The sequence below is a fragment of the Tenacibaculum sp. SDUM215027 genome (genome assembly GCF_050566205.1).
Lineage (GTDB): Bacteria > Bacteroidota > Bacteroidia > Flavobacteriales > Flavobacteriaceae > Polaribacter.
On the sequence record NZ_JBNXUE010000001.1, the window covers coordinates 156,791 to 170,600 of the forward strand.

Annotated in this window: 7 protein-coding genes; 2 read left to right on the forward strand and 5 right to left on the reverse strand. The window is 34.1% G+C overall.

The annotated features are described in order from the left end of the window. Positions 1–2: 2 nt before the first annotated feature. Positions 3–4,376: a DNA polymerase III subunit alpha gene (dnaE, locus tag ACQYZ7_RS00730; RefSeq protein WP_430727906.1), complete on the forward strand. Its 4,374-nt coding sequence runs from the start codon at positions 3–5 to the stop codon at positions 4,374–4,376. Positions 4,377–4,385: 9 nt separating this feature from the next. Further along, entirely contained in the window at positions 4,386–4,742 is a 357-nt protein-coding gene (locus ACQYZ7_RS00735; protein WP_430727907.1) for a hypothetical protein, read from the forward strand. A 6-nt stretch (positions 4,743–4,748) separates the two neighbouring features. Here ACQYZ7_RS00735 and ACQYZ7_RS00740 read toward each other — a convergent pair whose 3' ends face one another. Genes ACQYZ7_RS00740 through ACQYZ7_RS00760 form a run of 5 tightly spaced genes read right to left on the reverse strand, consistent with a single transcriptional unit; the run spans position 4,749 to position 13,796 of the window. After that, positions 4,749–5,570 carry a hypothetical protein gene (locus tag ACQYZ7_RS00740; RefSeq protein WP_430727908.1) on the reverse strand — a complete coding sequence of 274 codons (822 nt, stop codon included), beginning with the start codon at positions 5,568–5,570 and terminating at the stop codon, positions 4,749–4,751. A gap of 11 nt (positions 5,571–5,581) precedes the next feature. Next, positions 5,582–6,934, reverse strand: a complete 1,353-nt coding sequence (locus tag ACQYZ7_RS00745) for an ATP-binding protein (protein WP_430727909.1) — start codon at positions 6,932–6,934, stop codon at positions 5,582–5,584. Positions 6,935–6,960: 26 nt separating this feature from the next. Further along, positions 6,961–8,187 carry a hypothetical protein gene (locus ACQYZ7_RS00750; protein ID WP_430727910.1) on the reverse strand — a complete coding sequence of 409 codons (1,227 nt, stop codon included), beginning with the start codon at positions 8,185–8,187 and terminating at the stop codon, positions 6,961–6,963. Between the two features lie 57 nt (positions 8,188–8,244). Next, positions 8,245–12,666 carry a DUF4157 domain-containing protein gene (locus ACQYZ7_RS00755; RefSeq protein WP_430727911.1) on the reverse strand — a complete coding sequence of 1,474 codons (4,422 nt, stop codon included), beginning with the start codon at positions 12,664–12,666 and terminating at the stop codon, positions 8,245–8,247. A 17-nt stretch (positions 12,667–12,683) separates the two neighbouring features. Further along, positions 12,684–13,796, reverse strand: a complete 1,113-nt coding sequence (locus ACQYZ7_RS00760; protein ID WP_430727912.1) for a DUF4157 domain-containing protein — start codon at positions 13,794–13,796, stop codon at positions 12,684–12,686. Between the last annotated feature and the right edge of the window lie 14 nt (positions 13,797–13,810).

The window sequence follows — 13,810 nt, forward strand, 5'->3', positions numbered from 1 at the left end:
CCATGTATTTAATTTTCGATACCGAAACTACTGGATTACCTAAAAGCTGGAACGCTCCAATAACCGATACCGATAACTGGCCTAGAGCCATACAAATTGCATGGCAATTACATGACGAATTAGGGAATTTAATTGAACATAACGATTTTCTGATTCAACCTGACGGATTTAATATTCCGTATGATGCTGAACGTATACATGGAATTTCTACTGATTTGGCGATTGAACAAGGTATTCAATTAAGTGAAGGATTGGAGTTATTCAATAATGCTCTACAAAAAACAACTTTTATTGTTGGGCAAAACGTCGGCTTTGATGTTAATATTATGGGCTGTGAGTTTTACCGCTTAGGTGTTGAAAATAACTTGACAGAGTTACCTGTTTTAGATACCTGTACCGAGCATACAGCACAATTATGTCAAATCCCCGGTGGTCGTGGAGGAAAATTTAAACTACCCACACTTACTGAATTACACCAACATTTATTCGGAACTGGTTTTGGCGAAGCACATAATGCAACTGCCGATGTAGAGGCAACTACTCGATGTTTCTTAGAATTAATTCGTTTACGTCAATATACAGAAGAGCAATTAAACGTTACTTCAGATTATTTTCAACGTTACACAGAAACTAATCCAAACTCAATACAGGTAGTCGGACTTAAACACTTAAACCTCAAAAAGGAAAGTGAAAAAATCCGTAAAAGAAAATCTTCAGAAACTGAAGAAGCGAATACAATTTCTACCGCTGAAGGACTAGCAGAACTTGAAGGCGTTCAATTTGCTCATTTACATAATCATACACAATACTCCGTTTTACAATCTACCATTCAAATTGGTACTATTATAAATGCTGCTGCTAAAGATAATATGTCTGCAGTTGCCATGACCGATACTGGTAATATGATGGCTGCTTTCCACTTTGTACAAGCTGTTATAGGTCATAATAAAGCTGTAGAGGCAGCTAACAAAGAAGCTGTAGAAAAAGGAGAAGAACCAACACAAAGTATTTTAAAACCTATAGTAGGTTGTGAATTTAATATTTGTGAAGACCATACTAATAAAAGTCAGAAAGACAACGGATATCAAGTTGTTTTACTAGCAAAAAATAAAAAAGGATACCACAACTTAGCTAAAATGTCTTCTATAGCCTTTGTTGATGGATTTTATTACGTTCCGAGAATTGACAAAAAAGTTATTGAACAATATAAAGAAGACGTAATTGTATTAACAGGAAACTTATACGGTGAAGTTCCTAGTAAAATATTAAATGTCGGTGAAACCCAAGCCGAAGAAGCATTACTTTGGTGGAAAGAACAATTCGGTGATGATTTATACATTGAATTAATGCGTCACGGACAAGAAGATGAAAGAGTCGTAAACGAAACTCTTATTGCTTTCTCTAAAAAACATGATGTAAAAATTGTTGCTACAAACAATACTTTTTATTTAGGTAAAGAAGATGCAAATGCACATGATATTTTATTATGTGTAAAAGACGGTGAAAAACAAGCAACTCCTAAAGGTAGAGGAAGAGGTTATCGTTATGGATTACCTAACGAGGAATACTACTTTAAATCTACCGAAGAGATGAAAAAACTCTTTGCAGATTTACCAGAGGCTATCATTAACATTCAAGAAATTGTAGATAAAGTTGAGCCTTTTGGTTTAGCCCGTGATGTATTATTACCTGCCTTCGATATTCCTGAAGAGTTTAAAGATGAAAAAGATCTTGAAGACGGAGGAAAGCGCGGTGAAAACAATTTTTTACGTCACCTAACATATGAAGGAGCCAAAAAACGTTACGGAGAAATTACCGATAGTATTCGGGAACGTTTAGATTTTGAGCTAGATGTAATTGCTAAAACAGGATATCCTGGATATTTCTTAATTGTAGAAGACTTTATTCGAGAAGCTCGTAACATGGATGTATCGGTAGGCCCCGGACGTGGATCTGCTGCTGGTTCAGTAGTTGCCTTTTGTTTATGGATTACCAATATAGACCCTATTCAGTACGATTTACTTTTTGAGCGTTTCTTAAATCCTGAACGTGTATCGATGCCCGATATCGATATTGATTTTGATGATGAAGGTCGTAGCCGTGTAATGGATTATGTAATTGAAAAATACGGAGCCAACCAAGTAGCACAAATTATTACCTACGGTACTATGGCTGCTAAATCATCTGTACGTGATACTGCTCGTGTACTAGATTTACCGCTATTTGAAGCCGATAGAATTGCCAAGCTAATTCCAGGAATGAAGTTGAAAAAAATCTTTTCTTTAGATGAGAAAGGGTTAAAAGAAAAACTTCGCTCTGAAGAAATTGAAATGGTAAACGAGTTAAAAGCCATTGCCAATGGTAATGGATTGGAAGCTGAAACCATTAACAAAGCCAGAATTTTAGAAGGTTCGGTTCGTAATACGGGAATTCACGCCTGTGGAGTAATTATTACTCCTGATGATATTACCAAGTTCGTACCTGTATCTCTAGCGAAAGATTCTGATATGTATGTTACTCAGTTTGACAACTCGGTAGTAGAAAGTGCAGGATTACTAAAAATGGATTTTTTAGGATTAAAGACCTTAACCCTAATTAAAGACACCGTAAAAATTGTAAAAGCACGTCACGGTGTAGAGCTAGACCCCGAGAATTTCCCTATTGATGATGAAGAAACTTATGCGCTGTTCCAACGTGGAGAAACTGTAGGAATATTCCAATATGAATCTCCTGGAATGCAAAAATACATGCGTGAGTTAAAACCTACGGTTTTTGCAGATTTAATTGCAATGAACGCCTTGTATCGTCCAGGTCCTTTGGAATATATTCCTTCTTTTATCCGAAGAAAGCACGGAGACGAAGAAATTCAGTACGATCTTCCTGCTATGGAAGAATATCTAGCGGAAACCTATGGGATTACCGTATATCAGGAGCAAGTTATGTTGCTTTCGCAGAAATTAGCCGATTTCACCAAAGGTGAGGCAGATGTACTCCGTAAAGCAATGGGTAAAAAGCAAGCTGCGGTATTAGCTAAAATGAAACCAAAGTTTGTTGATCAGGCCAAAGAAAACGGTCATGATGAAAAAGCCCTAGAAAAAATTTGGAAAGACTGGGAAGCATTTGCTTCGTATGCCTTTAACAAATCGCATTCTACTTGTTATGCTTGGATTGCTTATCAAACTGCTTATTTAAAAGCCCACTACCCTGCTGAATACATGGCTGCGGTGCTTTCAAATAACATGAACGACATTAAAACAGTTTCGTTTTTTATGGAAGAATGTAAGCGTATGGGGCTAGAAGTATTAGGGCCAGATGTAAACGAATCGTATGCCAAGTTCTCGGTAAACAAAGACGGAGCTGTTCGTTTTGGTATGGCGGCGATTAAAGGTGTTGGTGGTTCTGCTGTAAAAGCAATTATTGATGAACGTAAAGAAAATGGACATTACTCTTCTATTTTTGATGTTGCCAAACGTGTTGATTTACGTGTAGCTAACAAAAAAGCTTTTGAAGGATTGGTCTTGGCTGGTGGATTTGATTCCTTTACTGAAACCCATAGAGCCCAGTATTATGTTAAAGATGAAAAAGGACAAACTTTTTTAGAAAAGGCTATTCGTTTTGGGAATAAGTTTCAAGAGAATCAGAATTCATCTCAGGTTTCTTTGTTTGGAGAAGCTTCGGAAGTTGACTTACCTGAACCTTTAATTCCTGAATGTGAAACTTGGGGAACTATGGAATTATTGGCTCGTGAAAAAGAAGTTGTTGGGATGTACATTTCTGCGCATCCTTTAGATGATTTTAAAAACGAACTAAAGTTCTGTAACGCTTCCTTAGCTCATTTTAAAAACATTGCGCAGTATGAAGGTTTAGGTCTTTCTTTTGCAGGAATTGTTACCGATGTACAACACCGTGTTTCAAAAGCAGGAAAAGGTTGGGCTTCATTTATCATAGAAGATTACAACGAAAGTTTTGAATTTAGAATTTTTGGAGAAGATTACTTAAAGTTTAAACATTTTTTAGTTCCGAACTCATTCTTATTTATCAAAACTACTATCAAACCTGGGTGGACTAATAAAGAAGGCGTTAAAGGTGATCCTAGAGTTGGATTTAATGAGTTTTTGCTATTACATGACATTATGGATAAAATGTGTAAAAAACTTACTATCAAAATCCCTTTAAAAGAAGTAAAAGAAAACACCATCAAAGAATTACAACACTTATTTGCTATTAATAAAGGTTCACATAGTTTATATTTTACTATTTGGGATGCTGAAGAAAAAATTGAACTGAGTTTACCAAGTAGAACCACTAAAATTAAAGTATCTAGTGAGTTTTTAAAAGCCTTAGATGAGCAATTTATTAATTACAAATTGAATTAAACTAAAAAAATGCTGCCTAGTTATCAAAATAGTGTAGATTTATTAACCAGTGTAGCTAATAGCGATTTATACAAGCACCTTATAGTTCAACTTAATAAAGACTTGAGTTTAGTAGGAATTGATTTGTCTTTTTCTGAAAACAACACTCCTATACAATTAAAAGAGGCTCTTCAAAAATCAATACAAGAATTGATATTGCATGATTTTAGTTCATACACCAATCTCTTATATCGTATTGATGTTTCTGAAAAAGACATACAAAATGTTGAATCAGCTGATATTGATGTATATTCCAAAAATGTTACTTTTTTAATTTTAAAAAGAATATGGAAAAAGGTCTGGTTTAGGCATCGGTTTTCTAAATAGAAAATTTTACACTATTGCATCTTCTATAATAGCATCTAAGTTATGAGCTTCTTCAAAATTGTTTAACCAAGTTGCTGTTTCTTCATGGTCTAAAAAACTATTTAATGCTTCTCGTACAGTTGCTCTACTTTGTTGTGGTAAATTTTCTACTACTTCTGTTAAATTACTTAATAGGTGTTTAGGAGAAATATTTTCTTCATAAAGCTTAAACGCAATTTTACCCGTTATGTCTAGAAACTTTACATAGTTTGCTTTGGTCGTTATAGGTGTATCAATTTCTAACCTTTCAAAAACTTCTTTAACCACTCCAGAAGTTTGGCGTCCCCAAACACCATCCACTAAAATTTCTTCTTTATAAATATGTTTTAAAACTAATTGTAAATACAGTGTTTCTGATTTTGATTTTTCATTATAATCAACAGGAACACTTGTGTCTACATGCCAATGATCTTTATGATTTGGATAGTAATAGTTTAATACAATACCAAAGTGTTTTCTTAAAAAAGATTCTATACCCAAGTACAGTTCTTTTTTGTGTATAAAATTCGCTGTTACTAAGGTTTCATCACTCCAAAAAATAGCATCTAAGTCAAATGCTTTCCCATGACCGTGTTGTCCTGGTTTGTCAACAAAAATTCCTGCTGTGGTAATTACTTCTGGAATTCCTAAAGGACAGTGTTCGAAAACCTCTTGAAGCGCTTCTTTTAAAGTATCTAAAAAACGCTCTTCTATTGCAAAATTACGTTGTTCTCCTCTTGTTCCGTATGGGTGATTTGTTAAACGTGCATAATGTAATGGAATTCCATGTACTTGATTTATTGTTTTCATAGTTTCTCTTTTTAAAGTTTGATATTGATTGTTTTTCCTTCTTTTGTATATTCTCTTTTTACCCCTTCTAAAATATATTGTTTTAGTATTTTACTTTCTTTATTTGCTATCGTTCTTAAGCATGCATATTGAACTGCGTTTACAATATTAGCTCCTGTAATATTGAATTTTTTGGCTAATTCTTCTATTGTAATTGACTCTTCAAGTTCTATCTTATTAGGTAAATTATTTTTCCACAACATCAACCTTTCATCATAGTTTGGTGTTTCAAACTCTATAATATTATTAAAGCGACGTGTAAATGCTGTATCGATATTATTTTTAAAGTTGGATGCTAAAATTATAAGTCCTGGATGTGTTTCAATTCTTTGTAATAAATAAGAAACTTCTTGATTTGCATACTTATCATGAGCATCTCTTACGTTGGTTCGTTTACCGAAGATAGAATCGGCTTCGTCAAAAAATAAAATCCAATCTTTATTAATGGATTTATCAAATAGTTTAGATAAGTTTTTTTCTGTTTCTCCTATATATTTTGATACAACCATCGATAAATCTACTCTGTATACATCTTTTCCTGTATGTTTTCCTAGTAGACCTGCTGTTAATGTTTTTCCAGTTCCTGGGAGTCCACAAAACAACACGCGATATCCTGGTTTTATTTTTGAAGACATGCCCCAATCATTCATCAACACTTCTTTATAGGCTAACCAGTTTTCTATTTCTTTAACATCATTCAATGTTTTTTCTTGCAATACCAAATCGTCCCACTCTAAATCTGTGGTTATTAAGCTTGCTGGAAAACCTTGACTTAATTGTGGTTTTAATTCTTTACCTGTTAAAAATAAATGCACGTACTCTTGAGTAAGAATTATTTTTCCACTCATTTGTGGTTCTCCATAAGGTACTTTTTCTATCTCAATTATAGCATTTTTAATAAGTTTACTATTAGACAATATAAAGTTTGATACCTGCTTTCGTTCTTCAACATCATTACCCGCCAAAATATATAAAGCCGTCTCAACTGTTGGAATAATTCCTCTGTGATTTTTCCCTTTTACTCCACCAAACTCAGGAAGTTCACCTCCATTCGGTAAGAAATCAGAAATAATGGTACTGAAAAAATTTGGTGAAATATGTGGAATTATACTTAAGAATAATAATATTTTATCTAAATAATTTAGTTCATTATCTCGAATGAAAGAGGCTATGAAAGAATCATTTTTTTCAAAACTCATATCTAGTTTTAAAAAATCATTACCATGAAACTCTGATGAGAACCTAGCGTAAATTATTTCTCTTAAAAAAGAAATAGCTTCTTTTATATCTGTTTTTGTATTTATATTTTTTATTAATGTGTCCATACTTGCAATAGTTTATGTTACAAAACTTACATGCTTCCGATAAATTTTTTCATATCTATATCTGGAAAACAAGTTTTTATATCTTTTAACAAACTTTTTATCTCAGGATTTTCTTTAGAGTATTGATTAATAAAGAGGTTTTGCCATCCTGATATTCCTCCACATTCATATAACTTACTTATGAATTGATTAAAAGTAAGATTGATTTTTACAGGTTCTAAATCTTCAATAAAATAAAGTAGGATCTCATCATTTTCTATTTTAAATACAGTGTGTCCAGATTCTTCGAAAATGAAAGGATAAAAAGAGCCGTATTTTTTTTCGTGTGAATCATCTAGTCCTAGATAAATTGCATAACTATTTTTCCATCTTTTTAATTCTCCATGATTTACACCTCCAAAAATTTTCTCAATTCCAATGACTTTAAAATTTGCAAAAGAGTTACCGAAATTCCAGTTTATCTCTAGACCATTAATATTATATGCCCAATTTACTAATGAGTAAGGAAGTTTATTTTGAATGCTCATTTCAGCTTTCCTAACCTCTACATTTGAACATCCAAAATTTTCTTTTCTATTTTTAATTTGAGAATTTTCTGGTAGATTTAATTTTATTGATTTTCTTTTAGAAAAAGTAAAATCCTTATTAATAAATTTAGTATAGAAGTGATCTAAAGATTTAACCTCCAATTTATCTGCTATTATTTCCACAAAACCGTCATAACTATATTTCTTAAAATGACTATACGTGTTTTCCGAAATATAATTTTGCCAGTGATATAGACCTCCTGACATGATACCAATTTCAATATATTTTATAATAGAGATTCCTAACTCAATTTCTCTGTGATATATATCTACTCTGATAAGAGTATATGCATTTTCTTCTACTTTGATAAAAGTAACATAACCATTGATAGCATCTACATCAAGTGGGATGTATCCTTTTTTAATAAATATTGAAAATGATTTTAAATCTGTTTTAGAAGTATTTACAAAATACCTTTTTAATGACTCTAAATCTGGAATAAACATTCTTCCTGTACACAATATATCTCGATCCGAAAACCATGTTATAAGTAACCCATTATATGCTAGATAAAACTGAATAAGTTCATCAGGTAAATTATATTCTTTAGATAATGTAATTACTTTTTTCTCTCCTAATGACTCTCTATTCTTTATATTAAATGTAATTGCATTTTTTATAAATGTTTTTTCTAGTGTTTTTATTTTATCAATTAAATTTATCATCTATTAGTTTTAAAAAAATGTTATTTATAAAGGTTTACAACGCTTTATTTCATTGGTTTAAAATTTCAAAGCATTTGCATTTACCATTACTGGGATAATGTCTCTGAATGATTCTAATTTATCAATAGTTTGTTGTCGTCTTCTTTTTGATGATGTAGAAGGGTCTATTTCTAAATCCATTTGCCCTCTAAAATTTACAGAATTCCCAAAAGATTTCCCTCTAATAAATTCTAATATAGTTGGAGATAATAAGTTGTCAAAACTTACTGATGTTACCGAATCTACTCTAAACTTATCTCTTACAGATAAATTATTATAAGCCCTTGTATATTCACTCTTTGTTGCTGCTCCAATTGTTGGTGGACTTACCAAATTCCAATCAGGAAGATCTATCCCTAAATTATCATCAACAAATTTATCTCCTAGTGTCCAGCTATTAGCTCCCTTGTTATAGCTGTATTCCCATGCTTCAAATTTTATATTATCTGCATAATTATCTTTCTTAACTCTACCATCATCAGCGAATTGATCAACTCCTCTTCCTTCTTTTGGTGCTTCTTGATTGGTTGGAAACTCTCCTGAATAGTAGGTTACTGTTGCTTTTATTTTTACAACTCCTTGAGCTGAGCCATCGTTTGGTCTGCTACCAACTCGTTCTTTTACTGGTCCATCAAATTTTTCATATTCACTATTATCACTTTGTGTACCAGGTGTTAAATTTTCTGGAACACCAAAACCTCCAAAACCTTGATTAATAAGATGTAAACGCTTCCAATGACCTCCTCCTGTAGTTAAACCTTGTTGAATAGCTTGCCAACCTGCAACGTAAGAACCTCCTGGAGGAGTACCTCCAGACCTATTAGCAGACAACATATCAGCTTCGGCTATATATGCCATATTATTTTGAGGAGTATAGTTATAAACTGGATTTCTGGGTAAGAATCTTCTAAAGTCTGATCTAATTTCAGACATCATCTCACTTAGCTCTCTCATTTTACTATTTAAATTAGTAACAAGCCCTTCAGTATCCGCTGCATTATTTGCCATTGCCTTAATTTCTGTAGCAAGTCTTCTAGCATCTTGCACCAATCTATCGGACTGATCAACTTCGTCAGAATTTAAATACTTAAAAATATCCTTTGGAGTACTATGTACCATTAAATCTGCAGCCCCTCCTTCTACAGCAAACCTAAGAGTATGGTTATCTCCATCAGTTTCAGTAAATGGAACCGCTATCTGTGATAAATTTTCAAGATTATTCTCATCTGTTGCTTCTTCAACCTCAGTTTCTTTCTTAAGATTTCCTCCTTCAGTTTGGTCACGACCTCCCGTATCAATTAAATAATCCCATGTATTTTGTCCATCTACAACTTGAGCTTCTGAAATTACATCATGACTATTTTTAATAGTATTTAAAACCTCTTCTGCCTCGGCTCTAGATATCTTTCCTTCTTCATCTGCTGCTCTTCTAGAATTCCTTTGTAATTCTTCTTTTGCAGCATCAATTAAACGTTGTCTTTCCGCCTCACTCATTAATGGTATTTGCAATAAATGTCTGCTGTTATTTTCTTCTCCATGTTCTACATAAATGGATACACTTTCGGCTTCTTCGTTTCTGGTTTGAATTCTACGAATACCATATCTACGTTTTACCATATTGATTTTATCTTCTACTACTCCAATAGTAGGTTTCGGGTTGGCATTTTCCATTTGAGATAATTCATCTAAAGCACGCATGTATTTTTGTTCTTCTGAAAGCGTACTTAAATCTTCCTCTCTTCTTCCTGGTGGTAATCCTTCCCCCTCTCCTGTAATTTCCGGATTCTCGTTTTGACTGCTATTTAGATTTTCTCCTTGCCACTCTCCATCAGGGCTCGACTCACTATCTCCCATCGTTCGTGGAGGTGGATCTGCCATCACATCGGCTGTAAACTTATCTGGGTCAAACTCGACAGGAGACATGGTTAATTCTGGTGGTTCTTCTCCTCCAACTAACCAGTCTACATCTGCACCAATTCCTAAACTATCTCCAATTGGGTATTGTACTTCTCCTAATGGAAACTCTTCTCTTCCGTCTGGTGCTGGTGACCACCACGGACTGTCTAATTCATAAAATAACGCTCCTGATAGTTGTAAAAATAATTGAGCAGCTGCTTCAAAATGCCCTTTTAATCTTGATTCTCCTACTTTTCCTCCTTCTGGAGAAGCTTCTTCTTTATATTCAAAAGTTGGTGTGGCTTCTGCATAAGCTCGTAAACCTGCCGCTGCAGTAACATTGACTCCTGCTTTTACATCATGTCCTATTAAAGTAACTCCTACTCCTGCTTCGGCTTCTAGTCCAAGTACAGCAAAGGCATTAATACCTAAGGTTCCTGTGATATTAAATTCTTGTAATACTGATGGATCGGTAGAATAGGTTCCTGTAAAACCAACATCTTTTAAAACTAAAGGTCCAAAGCCTGCGTTGGCAAACATTCCTATACTGGCAAATAAAAATACTTGACCCACTAATGGAATTCCATATCCTGCTCGTATTTCTACTTGGAAAATGTCTACTTTTTTTCCACGTTGTTCCATCAGCTCAATCTCATCTGGAACCATAATTTCTCCTACAATAGTAACATGTCCTTCGCTATCGATTCCTACTTTAGCAGTTCCTTCCAACCAAGGTGTTATAGTTGCTTGTACTTCTCCCCAACCTGCTAACACTTGATTGTCTTTCGTTTTTGGTACAGCAGCCTGCTCTTGATCAGCAGGTGCTTCTGCTTCCTGATCCATAGATTCTACTCCTAAAGCTGCATGCATCATTTGACGAGAACGTGTAGCATCCGTAACCAGTAGCGTAATTTCCCCAGAAAATTTATCTGAATTCACCCTACCCGTACCTTGAATGGTTACTGCTCCATCATCATACTCAACATTTAAAGATGCGCTTACATTTGCTATATCTGCACCAATACTTGCTTGTCCACTTAATTTTCCGTCGGCGCCTCTTGCTACATTAAATTCCCCAGATGCTAAACCAGCAATATCTACGGTGGAATTGAGTTCAAAACTTAAATTAGAGTCTGTAATTCCTAAACTACCAGTTGCTTCTATATATCCATCAATATTGGCTGATAAATTATTCGCTCTAAAGTTTAATCCTCCATTTTCAAACCTGTTCTCTAATCCCTCTGCAACTTCTATAGGGCTTAACCCTAAGAAGCTCATTGCTTCAAGGTTTTCATTAATTTTTTGAATAATTCCTAAAACATTTGGAACTACTTCTTCTCCCGCTCTAACACTTAAAAAACCTGTAGTACTTTGTTCTTCTCCAAATCTGCTTAACACAAGTATAGGGAATACGCCAGCATCTCTGAGCGGATTTAAAAACGACATTCCACGGACATCTAAATGATTATTTCTTCTACTACTTGAAAGCTCAAACTTTTGAGGTTGTCCTTCTGCAGGTCTTCCTAGTTTTCGAATTTTAATAGTTCCTTCGAATTGTGTACCAATCTTAACATTTACATCAAAGTTACGTGTCCTTGATTCTTGCTCGATATAAGCCAACCAATCATCAGATAGTTGTAGTCCATTAGTGATGTCTACCGCTTGAGTGGGAGCCACTAAAGTTACTGTATCAGTTTCTCCTTCCGATTTTTGAACGTTATTGGAAGCTGGTGACGCTCCTTGTTGTACAGTGTGGGTTAACTCATGTGCTAATAAATGTTTTCCTGACTCTGATGAAGGGTTGTATTTTCCTTCATTAAAATAGATATCATTTCCATTGGTAAAAGCTTGAGAGCCTAGTTCTTTATTCATTTGAACTGCATTACTATCGTTATGAACACGTACCCCACTAAAATCAGCCCCAAAACCTGACTCCATTTCATTTTTAGTACCACTAGGTAGTGAACTTCCTCCTCCTTTTGAACTACTTAAATCACTTTCTAGCGAAGAACTGTCATCACCTCCCGACATTTGTAATTGCTGAACTTCTTCTTCCTCTTTTTCTTGAATCTCTTCCTCTTCTTTCTCTTGAATATTTTCTTCGGATTGTTGCTGAATTAACTCGTTACCATTAAAAAAAGTATTATTCTCTTCTTTTGCTTGTACGTCATCTTCTGCAACTTGTTGAATCTCTTCCTCTGCTACTTTTTGTACTTCCTCTTCTTCTTGTTTTTGAAGATTATTTTCTAACTTTAATTGAACTACTGGACTTATGGAATCAACTAACGGTTTTTGCTGAATTTCTTGCTCATTTGATTCTTGTTTTTGAACCTCTTCTTCATTTTTCTTTTGAACTGTTGGTGCAAAGAACGTATTTGAAGTTTCTTTTCCTTTAGCAACTATTTGGTCAGCAGTCTTGTCAGCCTCTACTTCATATTTATCACCTGGTTTCCCTACATTTAATTTAGGCTGAATAAAGCTTTCTCCTCCTGTTGGTTTTGGAGAAGTTGGTTTTATGGTATGTTGGTTTTTTGGTGAAAACATAAAGTTTCTTTTGTAAATTATCTAATACGAGTTGATATTCTAACATGCAATCGAATGCCAGAACAATTCAACCTGTTTACATTAATAGCTATTCTTTGTAATCCTGAACCTGTATTTAAAGTTCTTGATAAGTAAGGGTCTGGAGCAGCATCTCCACAATGAGCGTCTCCAGCAGGCATGTTTCTGGGACTTCCCCCATTGATTGATACATGATACGGTGTTTCTCCAGTACAACAACTAACTTGATCGTAGTATATCCATTTCGCTTCAAAAGTTATTGATGAACGACAACCTTCAGGTACGGTGAAATCATAATTAATACCATTTTGCAAATAATATTGCCTAGTACTAGAAGCTGCACAGTTTTGTTTTTTTGCTTGTACTTTCTTCTGAACCATTCCTTTTTGCTGAATGGTATGTGTTAGTTCATGAGCCAATAAATGCTTTCCTTCTTTGGAGTTTGGATTGTATTTTCCTTCATTAAAATAAATATCGTTTCCATGCGTAAATGCCTGTGCCCCTATTTCTTGACTCATTTGAGCCGCTTCTGAATCGTTGTGGATATTTACACGGCTAAAATCGGCTCCAAAACCTGATTCCATTTCACCTTGTGTCTGTGCATCCATCTTTTGACCTCCACTTCCTCCTTTTAATTTACTTTCAAAAGAAGGTTGGTTAGATGTTGAAGCGGATTTTTCTGATTTTGACTGCACCGCTTCCTCCTCTTCTTCTTTTTGTACTTTTTCTTCTTTTTCACAATCATCACATTTAGATTGTACTGTTTCTTCCTCTTCCTGTTTTTGAATTGGCTCCTCTTCATCTTTAGTCTGTACCGCTTCTTCTTCCTCAACCTTTTGAACAGGTTCTTCTTCTGTAGCTCCCATTTTTTGTACTAAAGGTGTTACTTCAGAAGCCAGTGATTTTTGTTGAATTTCTTCTTCATTTTCTTTTTTTTGTATTGATTTAGCTTCATTATTATTTCCTACAACTTTATCTGCCATTTTATCTGCTTCAACTTCATATTGATCTCCTTTTCTTCCAAATGCTAGCTTTGGTTGAATAAACAAATCCTTTTTTTTATCTCTTGCCTGAATATTATTAGCTTCTGGTTTTTTATCTCTTTTAAACATGACTTCTAAAATTT

Coding starts and splice junctions, on each gene's coding strand:
- ACQYZ7_RS00760 (WP_430727912.1), bottom strand. CDS start 13,796: ATGTTTAAAAGAGATAAAAAACCAGAAGCTAATAATATTCAGGCAAGA.
- ACQYZ7_RS00745 (WP_430727909.1), bottom strand. CDS start 6,934: ATGGACACATTAATAAAAAATATAAATACAAAAACAGATATAAAAGAA.
- ACQYZ7_RS00735 (WP_430727907.1), top strand. CDS start 4,386: ATGCTGCCTAGTTATCAAAATAGTGTAGATTTATTAACCAGTGTAGCT.
- ACQYZ7_RS00750 (WP_430727910.1), bottom strand. CDS start 8,187: ATGATAAATTTAATTGATAAAATAAAAACACTAGAAAAAACATTTATA.
- ACQYZ7_RS00740 (WP_430727908.1), bottom strand. CDS start 5,570: ATGAAAACAATAAATCAAGTACATGGAATTCCATTACATTATGCACGT.
- dnaE (WP_430727906.1), top strand. CDS start 3: ATGTATTTAATTTTCGATACCGAAACTACTGGATTACCTAAAAGCTGG.
- ACQYZ7_RS00755 (WP_430727911.1), bottom strand. CDS start 12,666: ATGTTTTCACCAAAAAACCAACATACCATAAAACCAACTTCTCCAAAA.